General features: G+C 58.1%; 21 protein-coding genes and 2 pseudogenes. 19 read left to right on the top strand and 4 right to left on the bottom strand.

From position 1 onward, the window contains the following. The first annotated feature begins 73 nt into the window (after window positions 1-73). From RM463_RS09565 to RM463_RS09520, 10 genes and pseudogenes are all read left to right on the top strand, one after another. Window positions 74-1,315 (top strand): FAD-dependent oxidoreductase, encoded by a 1,242-nt coding sequence (locus RM463_RS09565; protein ID WP_311429843.1) that lies wholly within the window; start codon window positions 74-76, stop codon window positions 1,313-1,315. Between the two features lie 399 nt (window positions 1,316-1,714). After that, a complete protein-coding gene (locus RM463_RS09560) occupies window positions 1,715-2,080 on the top strand; it encodes a hypothetical protein (RefSeq protein WP_311429842.1) in 366 nt (121 codons plus the stop codon). Window positions 2,081-2,157: 77 nt separating this feature from the next. After that, window positions 2,158-2,697, top strand: coding sequence for a RadC family protein (gene radC, locus RM463_RS09555; RefSeq protein WP_311429841.1), 540 nt, complete (start codon window positions 2,158-2,160; stop codon window positions 2,695-2,697). A 93-nt stretch (window positions 2,698-2,790) separates the two neighbouring features. After that, entirely contained in the window at window positions 2,791-3,414 is a 624-nt protein-coding gene (locus RM463_RS09550) for a DUF3275 family protein (RefSeq protein WP_311429840.1), read from the top strand. A gap of 82 nt (window positions 3,415-3,496) precedes the next feature. Continuing rightward, window positions 3,497-4,090: a hypothetical protein gene (locus RM463_RS09545; protein WP_311429839.1), complete on the top strand. Its 594-nt coding sequence runs from the start codon at window positions 3,497-3,499 to the stop codon at window positions 4,088-4,090. 68 nt (window positions 4,091-4,158) lie between these two features. Beyond that, window positions 4,159-5,268: pseudogene (locus RM463_RS09540) on the top strand (DUF6094 domain-containing protein); the annotation flags it as partial. 150 nt (window positions 5,269-5,418) lie between these two features. After that, window positions 5,419-5,661, top strand: a complete 243-nt coding sequence (locus tag RM463_RS09535; RefSeq protein WP_311429951.1) for a plasmid related protein — start codon at window positions 5,419-5,421, stop codon at window positions 5,659-5,661. A 129-nt stretch (window positions 5,662-5,790) separates the two neighbouring features. After that, window positions 5,791-8,019 (top strand): DEAD/DEAH box helicase, encoded by a 2,229-nt coding sequence (locus tag RM463_RS09530; protein WP_311429950.1) that lies wholly within the window; start codon window positions 5,791-5,793, stop codon window positions 8,017-8,019. Window positions 8,020-8,337: 318 nt separating this feature from the next. Continuing rightward, window positions 8,338-10,110 (top strand): MobH family relaxase, encoded by a 1,773-nt coding sequence (gene mobH, locus RM463_RS09525; protein WP_311429838.1) that lies wholly within the window; start codon window positions 8,338-8,340, stop codon window positions 10,108-10,110. Then, window positions 10,107-11,048, top strand: a complete 942-nt coding sequence (locus RM463_RS09520; protein WP_311429837.1) for a tyrosine-type recombinase/integrase — start codon at window positions 10,107-10,109, stop codon at window positions 11,046-11,048. The genes mobH and RM463_RS09520 overlap by 4 nt, the downstream gene beginning before the upstream one ends. Window positions 11,049-11,728: 680 nt before the next feature. On the opposite strand, the gene RM463_RS09515 is transcribed toward RM463_RS09520, so the two are convergent. The 3 genes from RM463_RS09515 to RM463_RS09505 all read right to left on the bottom strand — a co-directional run bounded on the left by RM463_RS09515 (window position 11,729) and on the right by RM463_RS09505 (window position 12,743). Next, a complete protein-coding gene (locus RM463_RS09515; protein ID WP_195687045.1) occupies window positions 11,729-12,169 on the bottom strand; it encodes a DUF411 domain-containing protein in 441 nt (146 codons plus the stop codon). Beyond that, entirely contained in the window at window positions 12,166-12,318 is a 153-nt protein-coding gene (locus RM463_RS09510) for a hypothetical protein (protein ID WP_195687046.1), read from the bottom strand. Before RM463_RS09510 ends, RM463_RS09515 begins: the two co-directional genes overlap by 4 nt. An 80-nt stretch (window positions 12,319-12,398) precedes the next feature. Then, entirely contained in the window at window positions 12,399-12,743 is a 345-nt protein-coding gene (locus RM463_RS09505) for a hypothetical protein (protein WP_311429836.1), read from the bottom strand. Between the two features lie 249 nt (window positions 12,744-12,992). On the opposite strand from RM463_RS09505, the gene RM463_RS09500 reads away from it, so the two are divergent. The 9 genes from RM463_RS09500 (at window position 12,993) to RM463_RS09460 (ending at window position 21,055) form a co-directional block, all read left to right on the top strand. Then, window positions 12,993-13,490 carry a plastocyanin/azurin family copper-binding protein gene (locus RM463_RS09500; protein WP_195687048.1) on the top strand — a complete coding sequence of 166 codons (498 nt, stop codon included), beginning with the start codon at window positions 12,993-12,995 and terminating at the stop codon, window positions 13,488-13,490. Between the two features lie 9 nt (window positions 13,491-13,499). Beyond that, window positions 13,500-14,165 carry a response regulator transcription factor gene (locus RM463_RS09495; RefSeq protein WP_195687049.1) on the top strand — a complete coding sequence of 222 codons (666 nt, stop codon included), beginning with the start codon at window positions 13,500-13,502 and terminating at the stop codon, window positions 14,163-14,165. Further along, complete coding sequence (locus tag RM463_RS09490) at window positions 14,146-15,480, top strand: sensor histidine kinase (RefSeq protein WP_195687050.1); 1,335 nt, start codon at window positions 14,146-14,148, stop codon at window positions 15,478-15,480. The genes RM463_RS09495 and RM463_RS09490 overlap by 20 nt, the downstream gene beginning before the upstream one ends. Before the next feature lie 73 nt (window positions 15,481-15,553). Beyond that, window positions 15,554-17,467: a copper resistance system multicopper oxidase gene (locus RM463_RS09485; protein WP_311429835.1), complete on the top strand. Its 1,914-nt coding sequence runs from the start codon at window positions 15,554-15,556 to the stop codon at window positions 17,465-17,467. A gap of 9 nt (window positions 17,468-17,476) precedes the next feature. Beyond that, window positions 17,477-18,247, top strand: a complete 771-nt coding sequence (locus tag RM463_RS09480) for a copper resistance protein B (protein WP_311429834.1) — start codon at window positions 17,477-17,479, stop codon at window positions 18,245-18,247. 134 nt (window positions 18,248-18,381) lie between these two features. Further along, entirely contained in the window at window positions 18,382-18,798 is a 417-nt protein-coding gene (locus RM463_RS09475) for a hypothetical protein (protein ID WP_195687053.1), read from the top strand. 172 nt (window positions 18,799-18,970) lie between these two features. Next, window positions 18,971-20,143, top strand: a complete 1,173-nt coding sequence (locus tag RM463_RS09470; RefSeq protein ID WP_311429833.1) for a DcaP family trimeric outer membrane transporter — start codon at window positions 18,971-18,973, stop codon at window positions 20,141-20,143. Window positions 20,144-20,400: 257 nt separating this feature from the next. Beyond that, window positions 20,401-20,814 (top strand): hypothetical protein, encoded by a 414-nt coding sequence (locus tag RM463_RS09465; RefSeq protein ID WP_195687055.1) that lies wholly within the window; start codon window positions 20,401-20,403, stop codon window positions 20,812-20,814. Between the two features lie 97 nt (window positions 20,815-20,911). Continuing rightward, window positions 20,912-21,055 (top strand): hypothetical protein, encoded by a 144-nt coding sequence (locus RM463_RS09460; protein WP_195687056.1) that lies wholly within the window; start codon window positions 20,912-20,914, stop codon window positions 21,053-21,055. A gap of 77 nt (window positions 21,056-21,132) precedes the next feature. Here RM463_RS09460 and RM463_RS09455 read toward each other — a convergent pair. Further along, window positions 21,133-21,306: pseudogene (locus RM463_RS09455) on the bottom strand (IS3 family transposase); the annotation flags it as partial. Window positions 21,307-21,652: the final 346 nt, after the last annotated feature.

Below are 21,652 nucleotides of genomic sequence, written 5' to 3'. Positions count from 1 at the left end.
TTTCGAATCACCCTGGGGCGTTATTTCTTTAACGCCCCAGGCTTTTCAGTATTTCCATATTGATAACTCTATTATGAAAAAAAAGAACGTCGTAGTAATTGGTGCTGGGATAGTCGGTAGCTGTTGTGCACTGCGGATGGCCTGTGAAGGTTACTCTGTTACCTTGTTGGATAAACTTAAGCCAGGCAATGGTTGTTCATTTGGTAATGCGGGTGGTATTAGCTCTGCTTCCATAATCCCAATGGCCATACCGGGTATTTGGAAAAAAGTTCCTGCTTGGTTGTTTGATAGTGATGGTCCACTATCTGTTCGCTGGAGGCACTTGCTTAAAGTTTCTCCGTGGCTGTTAAGGTGGATAATGGAGTCAGGTGAAGAGCGCTCTACATATTCATCTAAAGCGCTTAAAGATTTAAGTCACGATGTTTTAAGCCAGTATAAAAAAATGCTTGGAACAGTAAATTTTAATAATCTTATTAGGACTACTGGACATCTTCATGTTTTCAAGCAAAAGCCCAGCTCTAAAGGGGATTTTTTTGTTAAACGAATTCGCGAGGAGGCAGGGATTTGTTTTGAGGAGTTTTTTGATAGAGATGTTAATGTTGTCGAGCCATCTCTTTCTAAAGAAGTAAAATATGCGATTTTGATAAATGATGCTAGCTACACTGTGAGCCCTCATCGCCTTGTCAATACCTTGGTTGAAGCTTTTGAAGAGATGGGTGGCAACTTTGTTCAGGATCATGCTAAAGAAGTAGTCGCTTCAGAGTATGGAGTTAAAGTAAATACAAGGTTGAGCGCGTTAGAAGCTGACTACGTGGTCATTTGTGCGGGAGCTTTGTCTAAAGAGTTAATGAAAAAAGACCTGAGCAAGGTTAAGCTTGAAAATGAAAGAGGCTACCATGTTAATTTGGTGTCGCCAAACTTTATGCCTAATTTTCCTATAGTCTCAGGGGATTATAAGTTCTTTTCTACCCCTATGGAAGATGGCCTTAGGCTAGCAGGGACAGTGGAAATTTCTGGGCTTAGAGCTCTCCCTGACTGGTCAAGGGCAGATATATTGTTGAGGAATGCTAAGCGAATTTTTCCTGATCTTTCTGCATCTGGATCTGAAGTTTGGTTTGGCGATAGGCCATCTTTTCCTAGCAGTATTCCGTTAATTGACGTATCTCCTGTTCATGAAAATATCTTTTATGCATTCGGTCATGGACATTATGGGATGTCAGGTGCTCCAGGTACTGCTGAAATAATTACCAACATGATTAAGGGGAAGCCGCAAAAAGTTGATATTTCACCATTCTCTTACTCTAAGCATATCTAACCCCTGAACCATTGAAATCGGCCCCTCAAATGCTTCTAACTGTAGGGTCCTACTGGTTGTTCCGAGTAGTGAGTAATCTGCGCTTTGGTGTGCGAGGTGATGAGCTCGCTTGACTCTCCATGCTCGTGTCGTAAGCTCAATGATGCCAGCGCTGCCGTTGGCAGCCCGGTGGTCTCGACCGGCACCAACCGAGGCACCCCGGCACCCAGGCGTTTCAAGGGTGCGCCGCTTGGCGGTACGCCATCTCCCAAGGCCTCGCGCATCCCGAGACGAGGCCGCCCGTCAGGGCTGGATGCAGCATTTCTTCCTCGGCACCCATGTGCCACCACCCACCAGGGGATCCACATTCCCCGGTGGGGAAAGTGTGTCCCCTGTGTGCACTACCGCAGGAGATCCACCATGAAAACCTACGACATGACGTCTCTGGCTCGTGAGCAAGGTTTTGTGGGCAAGGTCCGCATCAGCGAACGAGTTATGGATGACTGGATATACGTCGCAGCGCAGGTGGTATCGGACTATGGGATCACTCCCATCGAACGATTACAGCTGCTGCTTCAGGACGTAGCCTATCAGCTGAGCCAGTACCCCGGAGGAACGCAGGCGGTACGGCTGACCCACTTTCGTATCCCGCCTAGCGGGAGCCCTAATCAGCCTCTGGCACTCGAGCTTGAGGTGTTGATCGTGCAAGGCGACCGTCAGCATGGTGACTATCTGCTGGTGGCTCGGCACGACGAGCTGAACCACGCGCTGCTCGCCGCGGCGTAACCCTTCCTCACTACCCACCCCGACCGGGACATCGCTCCCGGAGGGGGCGGTCTCGGTCATGTCCGGAGGTTCTGGTCATGACACACCCTTCAGCAGCTGCCCTCCCGGCAGACTCTCGCTACTCCCCATCCAACGCGCCTCAGCTGTTCGTGCGCGACAGCGACGGCAACTACCTGGCGGCCCCCGATGACCGCGTCATCGATGCAGCACGGCAGGTGGTGGAGCGCTCCGTTTCCAAGGGCATGAAGCTCAACACGCCCAATCGGGTGCGTGAGTTCCTGTGGCTCAAGCTGGCTGGCTACGACCATGAGGTGTTCGGTGCCATCTTCCTGGACACCCAGCACCGGGTGATCGAGTTCAGCGAGCTGTTCCACGGCACTCTCGACTCCGCCTCGGTCTATCCGCGGGAGGTGGTGAAGGCGGCGCTGCACCACAACGCCGGTGCGGTGATCTTCACCCACAACCACCCCAGCGGGGAGCCCGACCCGAGTGATGCGGACCGACGCATCACCCAGCGCCTCCAGGAGGCGCTGGGTCTGATCGAGGTTCGCGTGCTCGACCACATCGTGGTGGGCGGTTCGGACTCGGTCTCCTTCGCGGAGCGGGGTTATCTCTGACACCTCGGGCGCTTGCCCGTGACTTCTTGGACGGGTGCCGGCGCTGCCGGCCCCGTCCGCTCTTTTTGCATCCTGTCGAACAGGAGTCTGGTGATGATCAAGATCCCCGGGCGGCTTACCGTCCGCACCATTCATGGGCGCAACGGCCCCTTCAACGTCGGCCGGCTGGCGGCCTCGATCGGCGAGTTCGTCATCAAGGACCCTCAGCTGGACCAGTTCAGCGAAGGGATGTTTGAGGGAGAGTTTCTGCTGCTCGAGATCCGCCCGGCGAGCTACTTCGCCGGTGGCCGGTTGGTCGTGGAGGTCCGCGCCAAGGTCGGCGAGATGCTGCTGACCGAGGACGGCATGCTGGTGACCCAGCATGGGCCTCGCTTCGACTCCGCGGAGATGGATCCGCTGGAGGAGGAGGCTACTCCTGCACCTTCCGAGCCACCACCACCATCCACGCCTGGGCCGGGAGAGCCGATGGCTCCGCCTGCGCGGCCACCTCAGGGTGAAGCCGGCGAGGCGCCAGGGCTCCAAGCCCCGGATGCCTATGCCTCTGGCCAGGAAGCCAATCCCGACGCCGAGCTCTTCGGCCTGCTCTGGCCCCTGGGGCAGAGCGTCAAGCTCGATCCCACCGTGGACCGAGCGCTGTTCCGCCGTCAGGTGAGTCGACTGAAGGAATTGGGCTACCGATTCCAGGCGCCGACCCAGACCTGGCAAGCCGCTGCCTGAGGCAGCCATTCCCCACCGGGGCATCTCGATGCCCTGGGCTCGGGATGTCCCCATCGCTCTTCGCTAACCGATGGAGGCCATCATGCCCGAGCTCTACACCCTCGATGAGTGCCTGGACCTGTACGCCGATGCGTTCTGCATTGGCCGGCAGCGCGAGTGCCTGTTCCTCTCCCTGTGGGGACGGGATACGGCGCTACAGGAGCTGCTGGCCAGGCTGACGCTGCCAACGGCAGACAACGGTCTGAATGCCCTGCATCTCTGCCAGGGCGACACTCGTCACGCCATGGTCTTTGGCGACATGGACCGCTACTCCCGGCGCTCCGCCCGGCTGCGCCAGACGCGCTTCGGCACCCTGGTGCACGTGTGGATCTTCGATCAGCGCTGCATCACGCCGGATCGCGCCAATCTTCACAGCATCGTCCTGCTCAACGACGAGGAGGGTGCCTGCCCGGTGGATGACCAGCTGTGGCCTCGCGTGCAGGAGCTCTGCCCGCTGCCTCTGCTGGATCACTGGCAGGCGCCGGTGATGACGCTTCTGCATGCCCAGCAGGCGGTTCTGCCGGCCTCGTTTTCGCAGGGGCCGATTCAGGCCTGGGAGATCTCACTCGATGAGAACGCCCTGGCCCCGGGCCTCAGCGGCATGATCCTCGCCGGCGTACTCACCACCGAGCCCTGAGCTCTCGCTCCACCGAGGTGCGGCCGTTCTGGCCGCACCTACCATACCCAACCGACTGGAGGTGTCGCATGGCACTGATGTTTCAGCGCATTGCGCGCAACTTCGCCAGGAATGGCTACTTCCCCACGGACGAGGCGTCGATCGAGCGTGTGCTTCAGGCGCTCAGCCCGGCGAGCGCCGGCCGGATGCGAGTGCTCGATCCCTGTGCGGGGGAGGGCGCTACCATCTCCGAGCTGGCCCATCACCTGGGGCGCGAACGCGTTCAGGCCTGCGGCGTGGAATATCACGCCGAGCGGGCCGCCTCGATGCATGGCTTGGTGGATAGGGGCCTGCAGGGCGACCTGATGGATACGGTGATCGCACCGCGCAGCATGGGCTGCCTGTGGCTCAACCCGCCCTATGGCGATCTGCTGGCCGACCACGCCGGCTATGAGCGCTATCAGGGCAAGGGGCGCAGGCGCCTGGAGAAACTGTTCTACCAGCGCACCATCGGCACCCTGCAGGTCGGGGGCGTGATGGTGTTGATCGTTCCCGACTACGCCCTGGACAAGGAGCTGACCGGCTGGCTGGTCAACCACTTCACCGAGCTGCGGGTCTTCCGCGCTGCCGTGGATGACTTCCAGCAGGTCGTGATCCTGGGCCGCCGGGTGCGACGCCGTGAGGTGGAGCGCAGCCAGGAGGCCAAGGCCATGCGCGCCCAGCTGCTGCGCGTGGGGAGCAAGGAGGTCACGCCCGAGGTGATCCCGGCGGTGTGGCCCTTTGAGCCCTACGTGGTGCCGGCGGCTCAGGGCGAGCTGCGCCACTTCTATCGCGTGTCGCTCGATGCCGAGCTGCTGGCCGATGAGGTCGGGCGGCTGCAGGGGCTCTGGCCCGAAGTGGGCAGCGTGTTCGGGAAGACCGGCCTGGCGCCGCGTCCCCCGGTGCGCCGGCTCTCCTCCTGGCATCTGGCCTTGTCGCTGGCGGCCGGGGCGATCTCCGGCGTGGTGACCGCGCCCAACGGCCGCTGCCTGGTGGTCAAGGGCAACACCCACAAGGATAAGGTCGCCAAGACCGAGTTCACCGAGCGGGAGGATGGTTCCATCACCGAGACCCGCGTGCTCACCGACCGCTTCGTGCCGGTGATCCGCGCCTGGGAGATGACGCCAGACTCGCCGCACTGTGGGCAGTTGCTGACCATTACCTCGACGCAGGCGGCCAATGATGGCGAGCCGGAAGAGGGTGATCAGACGGCCGATGCTGAGGCAGGCGATGCGCCTGCACCGCTCAACCGGGTCGCCGAACGTGCCGCGAGGCCGGATCTACGCCGCTTCGACGTAGGACGTGTGGTGATGACTCGGGCCGTGAACGAGCTGGTGGAGCGAGGCGAGGTCTCGCCCATGCCGCTGCTCCGACGACACGTCACCGGCGACTGGGGTGACGTGCCCGAGGAGGACCGCCAGAGCAACGAGCAGGCCCTGATTCACGGTGACAGGCTGCTCTCTTCCTACCGGATTGGTGAGTCGCTCACGGTCTGGATCATCACCGAGGCGGATCGCAGCGCCACCACGCTGCTGCTGCCAGAGGAGTACTGACCGGCGCCCCGGGCGCCATTCCCCACGGCGGGCCTTTCCAACCCGCCAGGGGAGGGGAGTGTCCGCCGTTTTCTTGTGCACAAGGAGACGGACATGAACGACATCACTCAACTGCCGGCGCCGGCCGGCATGGCGCAGTCTGGCGAGGTCTTCGGGCCTCAGGTGGACCTCAAAGCCTTCGTGGAGGAGTTTGGTGATGGCCTGCTGGCCTCGCTTAACCGCTCCCATCCCCCGGTCTATGACGGCGAGGCCAACCCTCGTCGCCAGGCCGTCATGGCGGCCCTCAAGCGGGTGCCTTTCCCCGAGCAGGCCGAGGTGGTCCAGGCCATCTCGGCGCTGCTGCTCGACCGGCACGAGCCGGCGGGCATCATCAACGCTGAGATGGGCACCGGCAAGACGATGATGGCTATCGCTACCGCAGCGGTCTGTCACGGTGAAGGCTATCGGCGCTTCCTGGTGATTGCGCCGCCCCACCTGGTCTACAAATGGCGGCGGGAGATCCTGGAGACCGTCGAGCAGGCCAGGGTATGGGTGCTGAACGGCCCGGATACCCTGGTCAAGCTGCTCAAGCTCCGTGAGGCCCTGGGCCAGCCGTCCGATGGGCGGCCGGAGTTCTTCATCCTGGGGCGTGTGCGCATGCGCATGGGCTTCCACTGGCGTCCCGCCGCGGCGCGCAAGCGCGTGCCGGGCGGTGAGCTGGCGGCCTGCCCCCAGTGCGGTGGCACGGTGGTCGACTGCGACAACGAGGTGGTATCGCTGTCGCAGTTTCTCCGTGAGGAGCGGCGCCACAAGTGCCGGCACTGTCACAGCCCTCTCTGGACGCTGATGCGGCCGCAGCGGGCGACGGGCAGCCTGCAGCGCGACCTGGTGCTCAAGGCGCTGCGCAAGCTGCCCACCATCGGCAAGGTCTCCTCGGAGCGCCTGGTGCAGCAGTTTGGCGAGGAGTTCCTGGCCACGCTGCTGGGCGACAACATCCACGAGTTCATCAACCTCATGGATGAGAACGGCGAGCTGGTGTTCTCCGACCGGCAGGCGGCCCGCATGGAGCGCGCCATGGCCACGATGGAGTTCGGCTTCGGTGAAGGCGGCTATCAGCCGAGCGAGTTCATCAAGCGGCAGCTGCCGGATCACACCTTCGATCTGCTGATCGTGGACGAGGGCCATGAGTACAAGAACGCCGGGTCGGCCCAGGGCCAGGCCATGGGCGTGCTGGCAGCCAAGGCGCGCAAGTCGCTGCTGCTGACCGGCACCCTGATGGGCGGCTATGCCGACGACCTGTTCCACCTGCTGTTCCGCATCCTCACGCCGAAGATGCTCGAAGACGGCTATCGCCCCAACGGGCGCGGATCGATGGGGCCTGCGGCCATGTCGTTCCTGCGTGACCACGGGGTGTTGAAGGACATCTACACCGAGCGCGATGGCGATTCGCACAAGACAGCGCGAGGCAAGAAGCTGTCGGTGCGCACCGTCAAGGCCCCGGGCTTCGGCCCCAAGGGGATCATGCGCTACGTGCTGCCCTTCACCGTCTTCCTCAAGCTCAAGGACATCGGTGGCAACGTGTTGCCGCCCTACGATGAAGACTTCATCGAGGTGCCGATGGACGACGAGCAGGCCTTTGCCTACCGGCGGCTCGAGGGTCAACTGACCGCCGAGCTCAGACAGGCGCTGGCACGCAAGGACACCACCCTGCTGGGCGTGGTGCTCAATGCGCTGCTGGCCTGGCCGGACTGCTGCTTCCGACCGGAGACGGTCAAGCACCCGCGCTCGGGCAGCCTGCTGGCGTTCGTGAAGAGCCTCTATGGCGAGCAGCAGCCGATGCCCAAGGAGCGCGAGCTGGTGGCGATCTGCCGGCGAGAGAAGGCCGAGGGTCGCAAGGTGCTGGTCTACACGACCTACACCGGCAAACGCGATACCAGCAGCCGACTCAAGGCGATGCTCACCCAGGCCGGCTTCAAGGTCGCGGTGCTGCGCTCCAGCGTGGAGACCCAGCGGCGCGAGGACTGGATTGCCGATCAGGTCGACCGCGGTGTCGACTTGCTGATCACCAATCCGGACCTGGTGAAGACCGGGCTCGACCTGCTGGACTTCCCCACCATCGTCTTCATGCAGACGGGCTGGAACGTCTACACCCTGCAGCAGGCCGCCCGCCGCTCCTGGCGGATCGGCCAGCAGCAGCCGGTGAAGGTGCTTTACCTCGGCTATGCGGGATCGTCACAGATCGCCTGCCTGTCGCTGATGGCCAAGAAGATTGCCGTGGCCCAGAGCACGTCGGGAGACGTGCCTGAGTCTGGTCTGGATGCCCTCAACACGGATGGAGACTCCGTGGAGATGGCCTTGGCCAGGCAGCTGGTCAGCTGACCGCTACCCAACCTATGCCCCCTCTTCGGAGGGGGCTTTTTGTCACTGTGGCAGGAGACTGCTTGCTGGATGAGGCTTTGGTTGTAAGCCTGCTGAGACGGTAAGTTAATACATCGCTTATAAATAATATGGGCATAATCTGGATGAGATTGATTGCCCGATAATTATAATCGTGCGCGCTTGGGTCGCATCCCACGGCTATTGCACCAGGGCAAGGAGTGCCCCGGAGTAAACCTCTCTCATCGCATTTAACGTTTCTGCTGGTGCCCGTCAGGGCCCAGCGTTGTGATGCACGGACTGCATCCAGAGGAGCGAAAATTGCGGATTCTCAATATTCTACGCGGCCGCCGCAGCGCGACCGACAGCGTCCAGGATGACGCAGGCTGGGAAAGCCCGCGCACCGGCGCTGAGCTTCTGGCCACGCCCTATCGGCAGCAGTTGCTCCGGGCAATACAGGAAAGCACCTCGCTGACGGCGCCGGTGTTCGAGGCCTACGTCAAGGAGCCGCTGCAGCGATACGCCGAGCGTGTCCAGCTGCTGCCAGCCTCGGAATCTCACCACCATAGCTACCCGGGTGGCATGCTGGACCATGGCCTCGAAACCTGTGTGTTTGGCCTCAGGCTCCGACGACAGCACCTGCTCCCTCCGAAGGAGTCGCCCGAAAAGCAGTCCTCTGCCGGAGAGCTGTGGAGTGTGGCGGTCATCTATGCCTGCCTGTTGCACGATATCGCCAAGGTGCTCGTCGACGTCGATATACACCTGAGATCTGGCCGCAGGTGGTGCTTGTGGGAGGGCATCATTCCCGACCAGTATCGCGTTCGCTATATCAAGGGGCGAGACTACTTCCTTCACGCTGCGGCCAACCCCCTCTTGTGTAAGGAGGTGATTGGCAATCCCGGGCTCGAGTGGTTGAGAAGCCAGCCGGAGCTGTTTGGCCTGGTGATGTATACGATCAGTGGCCACACGGAGCGCTCCGGGGTTGTCGGTGAGATTGTCAGTCAGGCTGACAGGGCCAGCGTGGCCAAGTCGCTGGGTGGCAAGGTCTCCAATATCGACAAGGCGCCCCGGGAATCCCTACAGAGCAAGCTCAAAGGCGCTATTTGCCACATCGTGACAGAAAGGATCCGCCTGAATGAAAAAGGCGCTCAGGGGTTTGTCACTCCCGAGGCGCTCTGGCTGGTGACGCCGCTGGTGCCACGAGAGATCAAGAGCTACCTGCTTTCCCATGGCATAGAGGGTGTGCCATCCAATGAGTCTCGCCTCTATGACGAAATGCAGTCCCATGGCCTGATTATAGAGAATCCAGAGGGGCGTTCGGTCTGGAAGTGTAGGGTCCAGATGGGGGAATGGCGAACCGATCTCTCCATGCTCAAGGTTCATAAGTCGCTCGTTTGGAGCGGTGATGAGGAGCCTGAGATTTTCTCGGGGAGTGTCGAGTCCCTTGACGTTGGTGAGAGTGGTGAAGGTAGTCAGCCAGCTAGGCAACATCGTAAAGATCAGGAGCCTGGTGACAAGCCTGCAACTACAGAAATTTCAAGGGAGCGTACTGAATCGAGTCGCACCGAGAAAATCCATGATGATCTGGAAGCCTCCATTCTTGATATCGCCACAGGCGGCGATGAGAAAGCAGCGCCAGGTTTGGAGCGGCAGCCACGTAACCCTGATACGGGTGCCGAGAAGCTTGCGGAGCAGGCATCGCTCGGACAGTCATCACCCGGGGAAGAGTTTCTCTCCTGGCTGCGAGACGGGCTGAAGACTCACAAGGTATTGATGAACGACTCCAAGGCCCTGGTGCATGCCGTGGATGGAATGCTGATGGTGGTCAGCCCCAAGGTGTTCAAGCGCTATTGTCAGGAGGTTAGCGGAGAAGAGAAAGGCTGGAAAGAAGTTCAGGATTCATTCCAGAAGCTTAAGCTGCACAAGAAAAACAAGGATGGCGGAAGTTTTCACAAGGTAAAGGTGGTCGGCCCAAATAAGAAATCGAGCACGCTTTCTGGGTATCTTGTGGGTAAATATGACCTGATGGAGGGGGGTAAGGAGGTGTTTGATAACCCCTTTATTGACCTGATTGATGGGAAGCCTGAAGAATGAAAACATTTACCTTTGACGACTTGCTGCAATCCTATTTTTCCGAGCGCTGGCTGACCGAAAGAAGCCGTATTTCCTACAGCGTGCCGGTGAAGCTGTTTCGGCGATTCGCGGGGCAGGATAAGCTGCCTGAAGAAGTGACCCGTGACGATGTCAGAGAGTGGAGAGAGTTCTGCTTTTCGGAGGCGGGGCGAAACTTGGCACATTCAAGCTGGAACAACTACTGCAGGCATAACCGGATCCTCTTCAAGCATGCGATTGACCATGCGCTGATCGATACCTCCTTCAACCCCTTCGCTAAGATGGAGGTTAGCTCCCCCAAAAAACGCAAAAAGACGCTAAGCAAGCGGCAGGTCGATATGGCACGCGAGGCCATCAGCCTGTATAAAAGGATAGAGGTTCACCAAGGAAAGCCCTCCATGCTGCATCCCGTCTGGTTCTGGGAAGCCGTGTTTGAAACGTTCTACCATACCGGTATTCGACTGACTCAACTGCTGCTGATGAAGCCCGAGGATGTCAACCTAAAGAGCCGCGTTCTCACCGCTACCTGGCAGGGCGCAAAGAATAACCGGGAGCACTTTGTTCCCATCTCCAATGCCCTCTATCCGCATTTGGAAAACCTGCTGAATTCTGCCAGAGCGGTGGGTATCCAGCGGGGCGAGCAGCTCTTTAACGTGAACCGATTCAGCGTTCGCCACCGAATGGAGACGATGGATTCCTGGCAGGTAGAGGGCTTCTATCAGAAGTTGTCCAAGATCTGTGGCTACCAGATGAGCCCGCACCGATTCCGCCATACCCTGGGCACCGAGCTGATGAAGGAGCCGGATCGTAATCTGCACATCGTCAAGGCGCTGCTCGGCCACAGTAATATCAGCACAACGCTCGAGTACGTCGAGGTCGATATCGGCAGCCTGCGCAGTGCCATTGAGGGGCGCCTCTAAACTCGGGCGCCATTAGGCAATCCCGGTCACGACCCAAGCGGTGCCGGGCTGATGAGTCAGCCCGGCACCGCTTTTTGCTTCTCTTGAGAGCCCTTCCGCGCCCACCTGCATCATACGATTGTCTGAATTAGCCCGACCTGATGCAGGTTGACACTTGCAGCCTCATCCTCTTCAATAGCTACTCGATGATGCCGTGTGATGCTGGTGATAATTCCTGATCTCCCAGGCTGTCCCTATACGCATTTCACGAGGCCTTGCGCTAGGCGTAATGCACTGATTTTTCTACTGTTTTTGGTGGTGTGACTTGTAATCAGTAGGTCCCGGGTTCGACTCCTGGTGTCGGCACCATTTAAAGCATGATATTTCAATCGCCTAGCGCGATTCCCCAACCGCCCGAGAGGCGGTTTTTTGTTGTCCGCGTAAAATTCCTGCTCGCTTTCCCTGCCAGCGCTTCCTGGGCCTCTCCTGTCGACCCTTGTGACGCGCCCAGAGGAGGCCGCTCGGTCGCAGCACGTGGTTACCGAAACGAAGCCAACTTCATCGTCATGATCTACCCGATTGGCTCCTCGGTGAGGCGCCTTTTCGATCAGGCCAGGTCCACATGAAACGACGAAGAACCCAAAAAACCGCTTCCTTTAAGTGGGAAGCGGTTGCTTCTTAACTACTACGTGGATGTCGGATTACAGGGTCATGAAGGGGGTGGCCTCCCCGTCGCGGAATTGGTAGACGTTCCAGTCCTCCTGCTTTGGTCCCGGCATGCCGGGGGTGCCGATGGGCATGCCGGCCAGGCCGATGCCATCGGTGTCGGGGCGCTCCTCGAAGAGTTTCTCCATGGCCGCGAAGGGAACATGCCCCTCGATCACGTAATCACCCATCTCGATGGTGTGGCAGGCACCGAGCCCGTAGGGCAGGCCGACGCGCTCCTTGACCTTGCCCAGCTCCACGTCGTCGACGATGGTGACGCTGACCCCGCGCTCCTCGAGCTGGCGTGCGTACTCGTCGCAGCAGCCGCACTGGGGGTTCTTGTAGAGGGTGGCCTCGGTTGGCGAGGCAGCCTGAGCGGTGCCAGCGCCTACCAGCAGGGCGGAGGAAAAGAGCAGCGTAGAGGCGAAGCGGTTCATGAGCGATCCTCCCGGGAACGATGGGGCATGAAGAGATACTTGGCGAGGGCGAGGATGCCGAGGCCCAGTAGCAGCAGGAAGGTCAGCGGCATCAGCCATCCCATCCAGCCCATTGAGCCCATCAGAGCGAAGCATTGATTACTGAACATGGTAAGACTCCTGATGATGATGATTCATACAGCCGATCGATGGCCGGTGTGTCGGCGTCATCGCGATAGCGGGGAAGGAGTCAGGGCCTTGGAGGTTCGCGAGGTGGTGGGGCGATGAATTCGACCACGGCCGCGCCGTCGGTGTCGGCCAGGGTATCCGGAGGGGGCGGGAAGATGAGAGGGAGCGCCGGCATGGCCACACAGCCGGCGCAGTCAGAGGCAGCGAAATCGAACATCTCGACCTCGGCCGTGCTGCAGTCAGCAGCGCAGCTATCCATGGCCGCCTGGGCGACCAGGCCGGACACCGACAGCAGTACCGCGAGCAGCAACGCCAGTAGGCGTCCTCCTCTTGCACGGTGCTGCGATCCGGCCGATATGGTCATGGTGGTTCCCTTGTCTTCCTTGCGCCATTCTGTGCTCGTCATGCGATCAATCACATTGACCCAGCGCAATGTCGAGCGAGATGGCATGGAGCATGCCCGCCGGGTGGCGATTTGCCTTACCAGGCCCGGGCAGGCAATCATGGTTTCAGTTATGAGCTTACAACCTATGGGTAGCACCGAGGTCAAGGTGTGAAGAGGTTTACAGCATTTTTCTTTCGCTGAGTTCAGCCTGTTTTCAGGTTTGTGCGTTACAAATGAATCTCACCCAACGCAACTCAACGAGGTAATATCATGCGCAAGACATTGCTGGCCCTGGCTCTGGGCCTGACCACGAGCACGGCATTCGCTGCCGGTGAGCACGGCGGCTCTCACGAAAAGGTGAGTGGTGCCGATATCGATCGCACCATTCGCTTCGAGGCGGGCGACATGTGGTTCAACCCCGGGAGCCTCGATATCGCACCGGGTGAAACCATCAAGTTCGAGATCGTCAACACCGGTAATCTCGAGCATGAGTTCGTCATCGGCGACGCCGAGGCTCAGGAATCCCACCGAGAGATGATGCAGGAGATGGGGGGGAGCCATGGCAACGGTGGTCACGGTAGTCACGGAGGCCATGGCATGGCCGAGGGCGAGCATGGTGGCAGCATGCCATCCGTGACCATTGCCCCGGGCGAGACGGCAGAACTCGTATGGACTGCCCCCCGGAATGTCGACGTCCTGGAGTACGCCTGTAACATACCGGGCCATTACGAGTCGGGCATGTTCGGGAATATTGATTTCCAAGGGTGAATCTATCACATGAAACTGTTGCTTCTTGAAGATGACGATCTGCTCGCCGATAGCCTGGCCGAGAGTCTCAAGGACAACGGTTATCGGGTCGATCTGGCCGCTTCGCTCAAAGTGGCCAGGTATCTGATGGCAACCGAGCATTATGAACTGGCAATCCTCGATCTCGGCCTTCCAGACGGTTCAGGCCTGGATTTGCTCAAGAAGTGGCGTAAAGCGGGACACAGCTTTCCTGTTCTGATTTTGACTGCACGAGATACCTGGGAAGATAAGGTCGTGGGCCTTGAGGGGGGGGCTGATGATTACCTGACGAAGCCCTTTCATGAGCCCGAGCTCATCGCCAGAATCAGGGCACTACTGCGCAGGAAATCTGGCAGCATGTCCCATGAGCTTGCTCTCAATGGTATTACGTTGGATGAGGCCAGCAGATGTGTCAGCGTTAACGGGGATGCTTGGCAGTCCCTGACCGGCACCGAATTCGCGTTAATGCGATATTTTATGCATCATCCGGACCAAGTCCTTTCTAAGGAGCGTCTCCTCCAGCAACTTTATGCATTGGATCAAGATGCGGCGTCGCCTAATATTATTGAAGTATATATTTCCAGACTGCGACGGCACGTAGGAAAGTCTGTCATTCAGACTCGCCGTGGGCAGGGATATGTCTTTGTTACGCATTGACCGACGAAGCCTGCGAATCCGCTTGCTAGGCTGGCTCTCTGGTATTGCCATCATCGTGACCGGGGCTACATGGCTGTTGCATGGTATCTTGCTTCAAGACCTGGCGCGAGATTTTCTCGGAGAGCGCCTGAAGCGTGAGGCCGAGCATGCAATCGAGCAAGTCAAGCAGGATGATATTTCAGCCCCTGACGTGCTGGATTCCGCGAGCCACGGTTTTCAGGCCTTTCACCACCTGTACGTTCTTCGCTTAGGAAACGATACCTCATCTTCAGACCCCCGCTGGGTGGAGGCGCTAGACTTCTTACTGGATGATACCAGAGATGATCTCGTGGAAGTCAGGGATGGAGAGCAACACTTATTGGTATATCGACGGCCTTTCTCTTTAGAGGAAGAGCGTGGGGTGTTGCTGGTTGGTGAAGATTTTTCTCAGCTAGATGCGGGGCTGCATGAGCTTCACTGGTGGGTAGCGGCTATTGCGGCAGTTCTGTTATTACTCCTGGTGATGCTGAATATTCTGGCGGTCAATCGTGGTTTGATACCTCTCTCACGACTCCGAGATCAGCTTGGAGAACTTCGGACTGGAGATCGAGATCGCCTATCCTTGGAAGTTCCTTCTGAGCTTGATAGCTTGGTTATCCAGCTCAATCGATTCATGGATGAAATTGATAGTCGCTTGCAACGTTCCCGTGACTCGGTGGCGAACTTGTCTCACGCACTCAAGACGCCGCTCGCGGCGGTAACCCAGGTGTTGCAAGGGGCGCGACCTATTGACGATGTTCGGCGTAAAAAACTGGTTCAGCGACTTGAAGAAATACATGCTCAACTGGATGCAGAGCTTAGGCGGTCAAGGATTGCGGGCCCGAATGCAGGGCGTATGTCTGACCTCCATCGTGATTGCACAAGATTGATCGATATGTTTCGAGGTCTTTACCCAAATATTGATTTCACGATGAGGCTTCCGGAGGAGATCGAAAAACGAGTGCCCATTGAATCTCAGGATTTTTCAGAGATGCTGGGGATTGTGCTTGACAATGCCGGTAAGTGGGCCAGCAGCAGAGTGGATTGTCGAATTGTGATCGATGATGGCCTCAGGATTACCGTCGAGGACGATGGCCCTGGCATTGCAGCAGATGACCTGCCTCGCCTTGGTCAACGTGGCCGGCGATTGGATGAACGTCATCCCGGGTATGGTCTTGGCCTGTCTATTCTGGGGCAGCTCATGACGCGCTATACCGGAGAGGTGAGCTACCGAGTTAGCGCATTGGGTGGCTTGTGTGTAGAGATGGAGGTTCCCATCAAGGAATCCCCCACCTGATGGTGAAATTTTCAGGCCTGTTTCAGGTTCGTGCTTCACACTGGCCCGCGACAAACATTGACGGGAGTCACACATGGCAAACTCGCGCGTCATCACGCACCCGCTTTCACGTCGTCAGATCCTGAAAGGCGGGGCTGCGCTTGGTCTTGGATCGGCAGCGGCCCTGAGCCTGCGTCCTAGCTGGGCCAACCCCTGGGGCCGGACCAATGCCTACTCCAAGGGAGTCGAGGAGGGCCCCGAGGTATCGCTGGCCATCCGGCGGGAGTCGATCCTGATCGACGGCAAGGAGGCGCGGCCAATCAGCATCAACGGTACCAGCCCTGGTCCGATGATCCGTCTCAAGGAAGGTCAGGATGCGGTACTCAAGGTCACCAACCTGCTCGATGAGCCCACGTCCATCCACTGGCATGGCCTGCTCCTGCCGCCCGAGATGGACGGCGTGCCGGGGGTAAGCTTCCCCGGCATCGCCCCGGGCGAGACCTTCACCTACCGCTTCCCGGTGCGCCAGAACGGCACCTACTGGTATCACAGCCACTCCGGCCTCCAGGAGCAGCTTGGCCATGCCGGCCCGCTGGTCATCGACGCCGCCGAGCGTGAGCCGTTCCGCTACGACCGCGAACACGTGCTGCTGCTCACCGACTGGACCTATGAGGACCCGATGTCGGTGTTCCGCAACCTCAAGACCGCCGAGGGCTACTACAACTTCCAGGAGCGCACCATCGCCGACTTCTTCGCCGACGTGCGTGAGAAGGGCTTCGCCGCCACCGCCGAGATGCGCGGCATGTGGGCGCAGATGCGCATGAGCTCTCGCGATATCGCCGACGTCACCGGCAGCACCTATACCTACCTGCTCAATGGCCAGTCGCCCGAGGAGAACTGGACGGCGCTGTTCCAGGCCGGTGAACGGGTTCGCCTGCGGGTAATCAACGGCTCGGCCATGTCCTACTTCGACGTGCGCATCCCGGGGCTCAAGATGACCGTGGTAGCCGCAGACGGCCAGCCGGTGCAGCCGGTGCCTGTCGACGAGTTTCGCATCGGCGTGGCCGAGACCTATGACGTCCTGGTCACCCCCAAGGACGACACCGCCTACACGATCTTCGCCGAGGCCATGGATCGCAGCGGCTACGCCCGGGCCACTCTGGCGCCCCGCGAGGGCATGGCCGCGGAGATTCCTGAACGTCGCCAGATCGCCGACCGTGGCATGGAGGCCATGGGGGCCCACGGCATGGAGGGCATGGACCACTCCGGGATGGGCGGCTCAGACATGCAGGGTATGGATCATTCCAGCATGAACGGCTCGGACATGCGGGGCATGGACCACAGCAACATGCAGGGCATGGATCATTCCAGCATGAACGGCTCGGACATGCGGGGCATGGACCACAGCAACATGCAGGGCATGGATCATTCCAGCATGAACGGCTCGGACATGCAGGGCATGGACCACGCCAACATGCAGGGCTTGTCAGGTGAACAGAACAGGATGAACGCCAATGGCATGCTGGCGGCAGGGGCGGCGCAGCCTGGCTCTCGCTATGACCAGGCCGGTATCGGCATCGATCCCGACACGCGCCGGGTGCTGGTCTATCGCGACCTCAAGGCCTTCACCCCCTGGCCGGATCGCCGCGAACCGCAGCGTGAGCTGGAGCTTCATCTCACCGGCAACATGGAGCGCTACATGTGGTCGTTCGACGGCAAGAAGTTCAGCGAGGTAACGGGCCCCATCCACTTCGAGAAGGACGAGCGCCTGCGCCTGATCCTGATCAACGACACCATGATGGAACACCCTATCCACCTCCACGGCATGTGGATGGAGCTGGAAAACGGCCACGGTGAGCTGATTCCCCGCAAGCACACCCTCAACGTCAAGCCGGGCGAGCGCGTCTCCGCGCTGATTACCGCCGATGCCGAGGGCAGCTGGGCCTTCCACTGCCATCTGCTCTACCACATGGATGCTGGCATGTTCCGGGTCGTCAAGGTTTCGTAAGGAGAAGGCATGAATAACAGAACCCCACTGACCGCCGTAGGTGTCCTACTGGCCACGACCACGTTTTCCGTTGCCCAGGCCAAGGATGGCTACGATGCGCCGGCTGGCTGGCCGTCACCGATTGTGGAGCACAACATGGGCATGGCATTGTTCGACAGGCTCGAGTATGCCGTGCCCGACAAGGGGGAAGAGGCCGTGGTTTGGGACTTCCAGGCCTGGTACGGCAGTGACGTCAATCGGGTCTACCTGAAGTCCGAGGGCGATAACGTCCAGGGCGACGGCGAGGATGCCGAGTTCGAGTCCCTGGAACTGCTCTATAGCCGGCTCGTCGCCGACTTCTGGGAGCTCCAGGGCGGCGTCGGCTACCAAGGCGGCGTCTTCTCCGACGACCACGCCGAGCGCACTTATGGCGTGCTTGGCCTGCAGGGCGTCATGCCCTACGGCATCGAGACCGACGTGGCGTTACAGGTTAGCGACGAAGGCGACGTCTCGGCCAGTTTCGAGGGCGAGTACGACCTGCGCCTGACGCAACGCCTTTATCTGCAGCCGCGCACCGAGATTGCCGTGGCCGCCAGCGAGGTTGAAGAGTTTGGCGTCGGTGAGGGGCTCAACTCGGTGCGCGTCGGCATGCGTTTGGGTTACGAGGTGACCCGGCGGTTCGCTCCTTACGTGGGTGGCTACTGGGAGAAGAAATATGGCGATACCGCCGACCTCTCGCGTGCTGGCGGTGATGCCACGGAAGATACCGGTGTTGTGGCCGGAGTCAGGTTGATGTTCTGACGTTAATTGTGTTTTTTTTCGATGCTTGCGCCACCGGAAGGTGGCGTTTTTTTCATGATTTCCGACGGGATTTTCAGTTTCATTTCAAGTTCCCCACCTATCATGAGGATGTCACCAATAAGGAGGGACCTCTGATGAAACTTAAAGCAATCACATTTGGAGTGGTAGTGACGAGTGCACTCTCAATGCCCGTTCTGGCCGATGTAGGGCACGGTGCCCAAGGGTTGCCGGTTCTGGAAAGAGGGACATCCGATACGCAAATCCTGACAAATGGAGTTCCGGACCGCTTCCAGATCAATATTGATCATCCCACCACGCTGAGAGTGAGTAGCATGCATTTCTCGGGAGTATCGAGCCAGGGAGTCAATATCAAAGCGACATTGTATGACGATAATGGCAACCCTGTGGCGGAGGATTCCAGCCCGCAAGGCCACTTCCAGCTCACTCGACAGCTGGAGCCTGGCAATTACCAGCTAGAGGTCTCGGGAACTTCAGCGGGTTCGGGCCACGAAAATACTAGTAACCGGTACGACCTACACGTCTCCTATTAAAGAAGTAAAGCGAGAACTTGGTTGGATAGAAAGGGCCAGCGTAAAGCTGGCCTTTTTATTTGAGACGCATTTCGAGGCGTAGTGTTCAGCGTAGGTTCAGAAACCGATGCTAGTCTAAAAAAGTCGTAGCATACGACATTAAGTACAATATAGTCTGCACTGAGATGTCATTATGTGGAATAACAAAAAGTCCTCCCTAGGAAGCTTGGCGGCTATGGCCTTGGCAACGGGGGCGACTTCTACGCAGGCCTTGGAAACCCAAGTGGGAGAGACCACGGTAGGGCTTTATGGTTACGCCAGGCTGAACATGACCTATAATTTCGATCGGGATGCCGGATCGGCTAACGAAGGTTACTTTGCTGAAGTCGCAGGGTCAGATGACGAGGATGTCGGAGATCAGTTGCAAGTATCAGCTACCCAGAGCCGTATCGGCTTTCGGACCAGTACACCTGTCGAGGGAAGTACGCTTGACACCGTCATCGAAGGGGACTTCTGGTCCTATAACGATGATAATGCGCGCTTTAGGTTACGACATGCCTATGGTTCCTGGAATGATATTCTTGCTGGACAGACCTGGTCGAATTACAACACCTTCGTCGCCGCCACGCCCACATTGGATTTCTTCAGCACAGCGGGAAGCTATGGTGGCTATGGAACACGTCTTGCCCAGTTGCGCTACACCATGGGAGCATTCTCGATAGCTGCGGAGGATCCAAAGGCACAGCTGGCGGAGAATATCGACGGCTCTATGCCTGAAGACGCCTCGTTGCCAGATAATGACGATGCCGTATCATCGATGCCGGCATTCAGCCTGCGCTACGAAGACAACTCCGGAGACTTTTCCTATTCAATCGCCGGCATCGCCCGACAGCTGAAGTACGATACCGGCAGCGAGAAGGATACGGAAATGGGCTATGGGGCCTTCGCCGCAGGTGCCTATCAAGCTGGACCGGTGACTTTGAGAGCGATCGTGAGCGCCAGCGAGGGGGCGAACAGTTACCTCTATCTGGCTGGTGATTACTTCAACGGTGCCGATGCCTACGTTGATACTAACGGCAAGTTGAAAACGTTATCTGGCGATGGCGGGGCCATTGGTTTTTCTTATCAAATGTCGCCACAATATTCACTGAACGCGTCTCATGGCTATACCGATGTCGGTTTAGGTGAGACTACCGTGGGGGGGAATGCTGGTAGAAAGAACAAGAATACTTTTCTGAATTTAATGTGGACTCCCAGCGAGCGTTTGATGTATGGAGTTGAGTATGGATATTTCGCAACGGAGTTGGCCAATGGTCGTGAAGAAGATGCGAGCCGTGTGATGGTGGCTGCCCAGTATGAATTCTAGAATGAATTAGTAGTATAGCAAAGAAGCTGTTTTGATCGATTGCTTGGGCGACTGCCCAAGCTTTTTATGCGTACTAGTCAAGGCGTACAAGTAAGTGGCCTAGGCCATTTTTTGCGTATTTTTTAGGCGCGAACTGACGACTATTTACGTGAAATAAAATAATGGCCTGGATCATGTTTTACAAGCTGGTTGTTAAGGGTGAGTTCAGGTAGGAATCGTATCCTGATCCTGTTACCAAACAGGAAGAGAGGGTTGACATGAAAATCAAATTCGCACTTGCCGCCGCCATCATTAGCATAGTTGCTACGCCCGCACTTGCCAGTTTTGGTCATACTGAATCCCAGGGCAGGCAGCTGACGGAAGGGATCAATCCTGGTGGGATTTTGACCAGCGGCTTTCCACATGAATATGTACTATCGTTAAGCGAAAGTTCAGAGGTTAAAATCGCCAGTGACCACTTTCCAGGATCATCAAGTATTACACTTAGGATGAGGGCAAAGTTGATGAGTGATTCAGGGAAAGTCATTGCGGAAGCAGATTCACAAAACGGAGACTTCACGATTGATGAGATGCTTGATCAAGGCGAATATCGCCTGATAGTTTCAGGGGATAGTGGTGGGCTTGGTGACAGCGATATGCATCAATACAGCCTACATGTAGATATTCAATGATTCAGAGTTGGCCAGCCAATGCTGGCCAACGCTTATTCCAATGTTTTTTTAAGATGTCATAAGTGGTGAATAGGTGTGGTTCGCTGATTGATGATTTATGTTGCTGAAGCCGCTGTGTTTTGCTGAGCGCAACCCTTTTTCTTGGGAAGCCGCTGTGATCAAGACGGCATTGTTACTTACCGGTGTCTTGGGTGTCGCCTGGATGCCAGCGATTGCTGTTGCTGGAAATGAAACGGATTGAAGCACCCCGGCTTTCTCGGAGACTCGCTGGTTGAGTCAGGCCGTCTTCTTGGCCTGACCCTGTTGCTCATAATACAGGGCTTCTCGCTCGGCCTGCCGGTCCCAACTGCGCAACGTCCCCGGAGTGCAGCCGATCTTGGGGGCAATGGCATCGATGGCCGCCCACTGCGAGGGATAGTCAGCCTCGTGTTCAAAGACCATGAGGACCGCCCGCTGACGGACCTCAGGGGTATATCGCTTGGTGGTGTTCATGGCTCCATCCTCTCAAGGTTTGGAGCCTCCGGGAATCCCGGGACGGTTCAGTGCTGTGATCTTTATTGACGCTTTTGGTATTGCCTTGTGTCTACTATCTGTGGAAATGCAGTCGTGTGAGCCATTTCTAACTAACAGTATCGGCGAGGCTGGGTGGCACATGAGAGATGCTCGAATGCGATACTTGAGGGCACCCAGCCTAACACGAGCGGTTATTCGTATTATTGATGTAAGGATTGCCAGTGACGGAGCCTAGCGCCAGATTGATTTGCGATTTGTGAGCCCATATTCAGCTTGCGTTCAGGCCTTGGGGTTATGCTGGGCATAAGGGATCACGCTTGACGAT

This window comes from Halomonas sp. LES1 (assembly GCF_031846005.1).
Taxonomy (GTDB): domain Bacteria; phylum Pseudomonadota; class Gammaproteobacteria; order Pseudomonadales; family Halomonadaceae; genus Halomonas.
The sequence above is the reverse complement of the archived record's forward strand: the minus strand, read 5'-3'. Positions and strand labels throughout refer to the sequence as shown.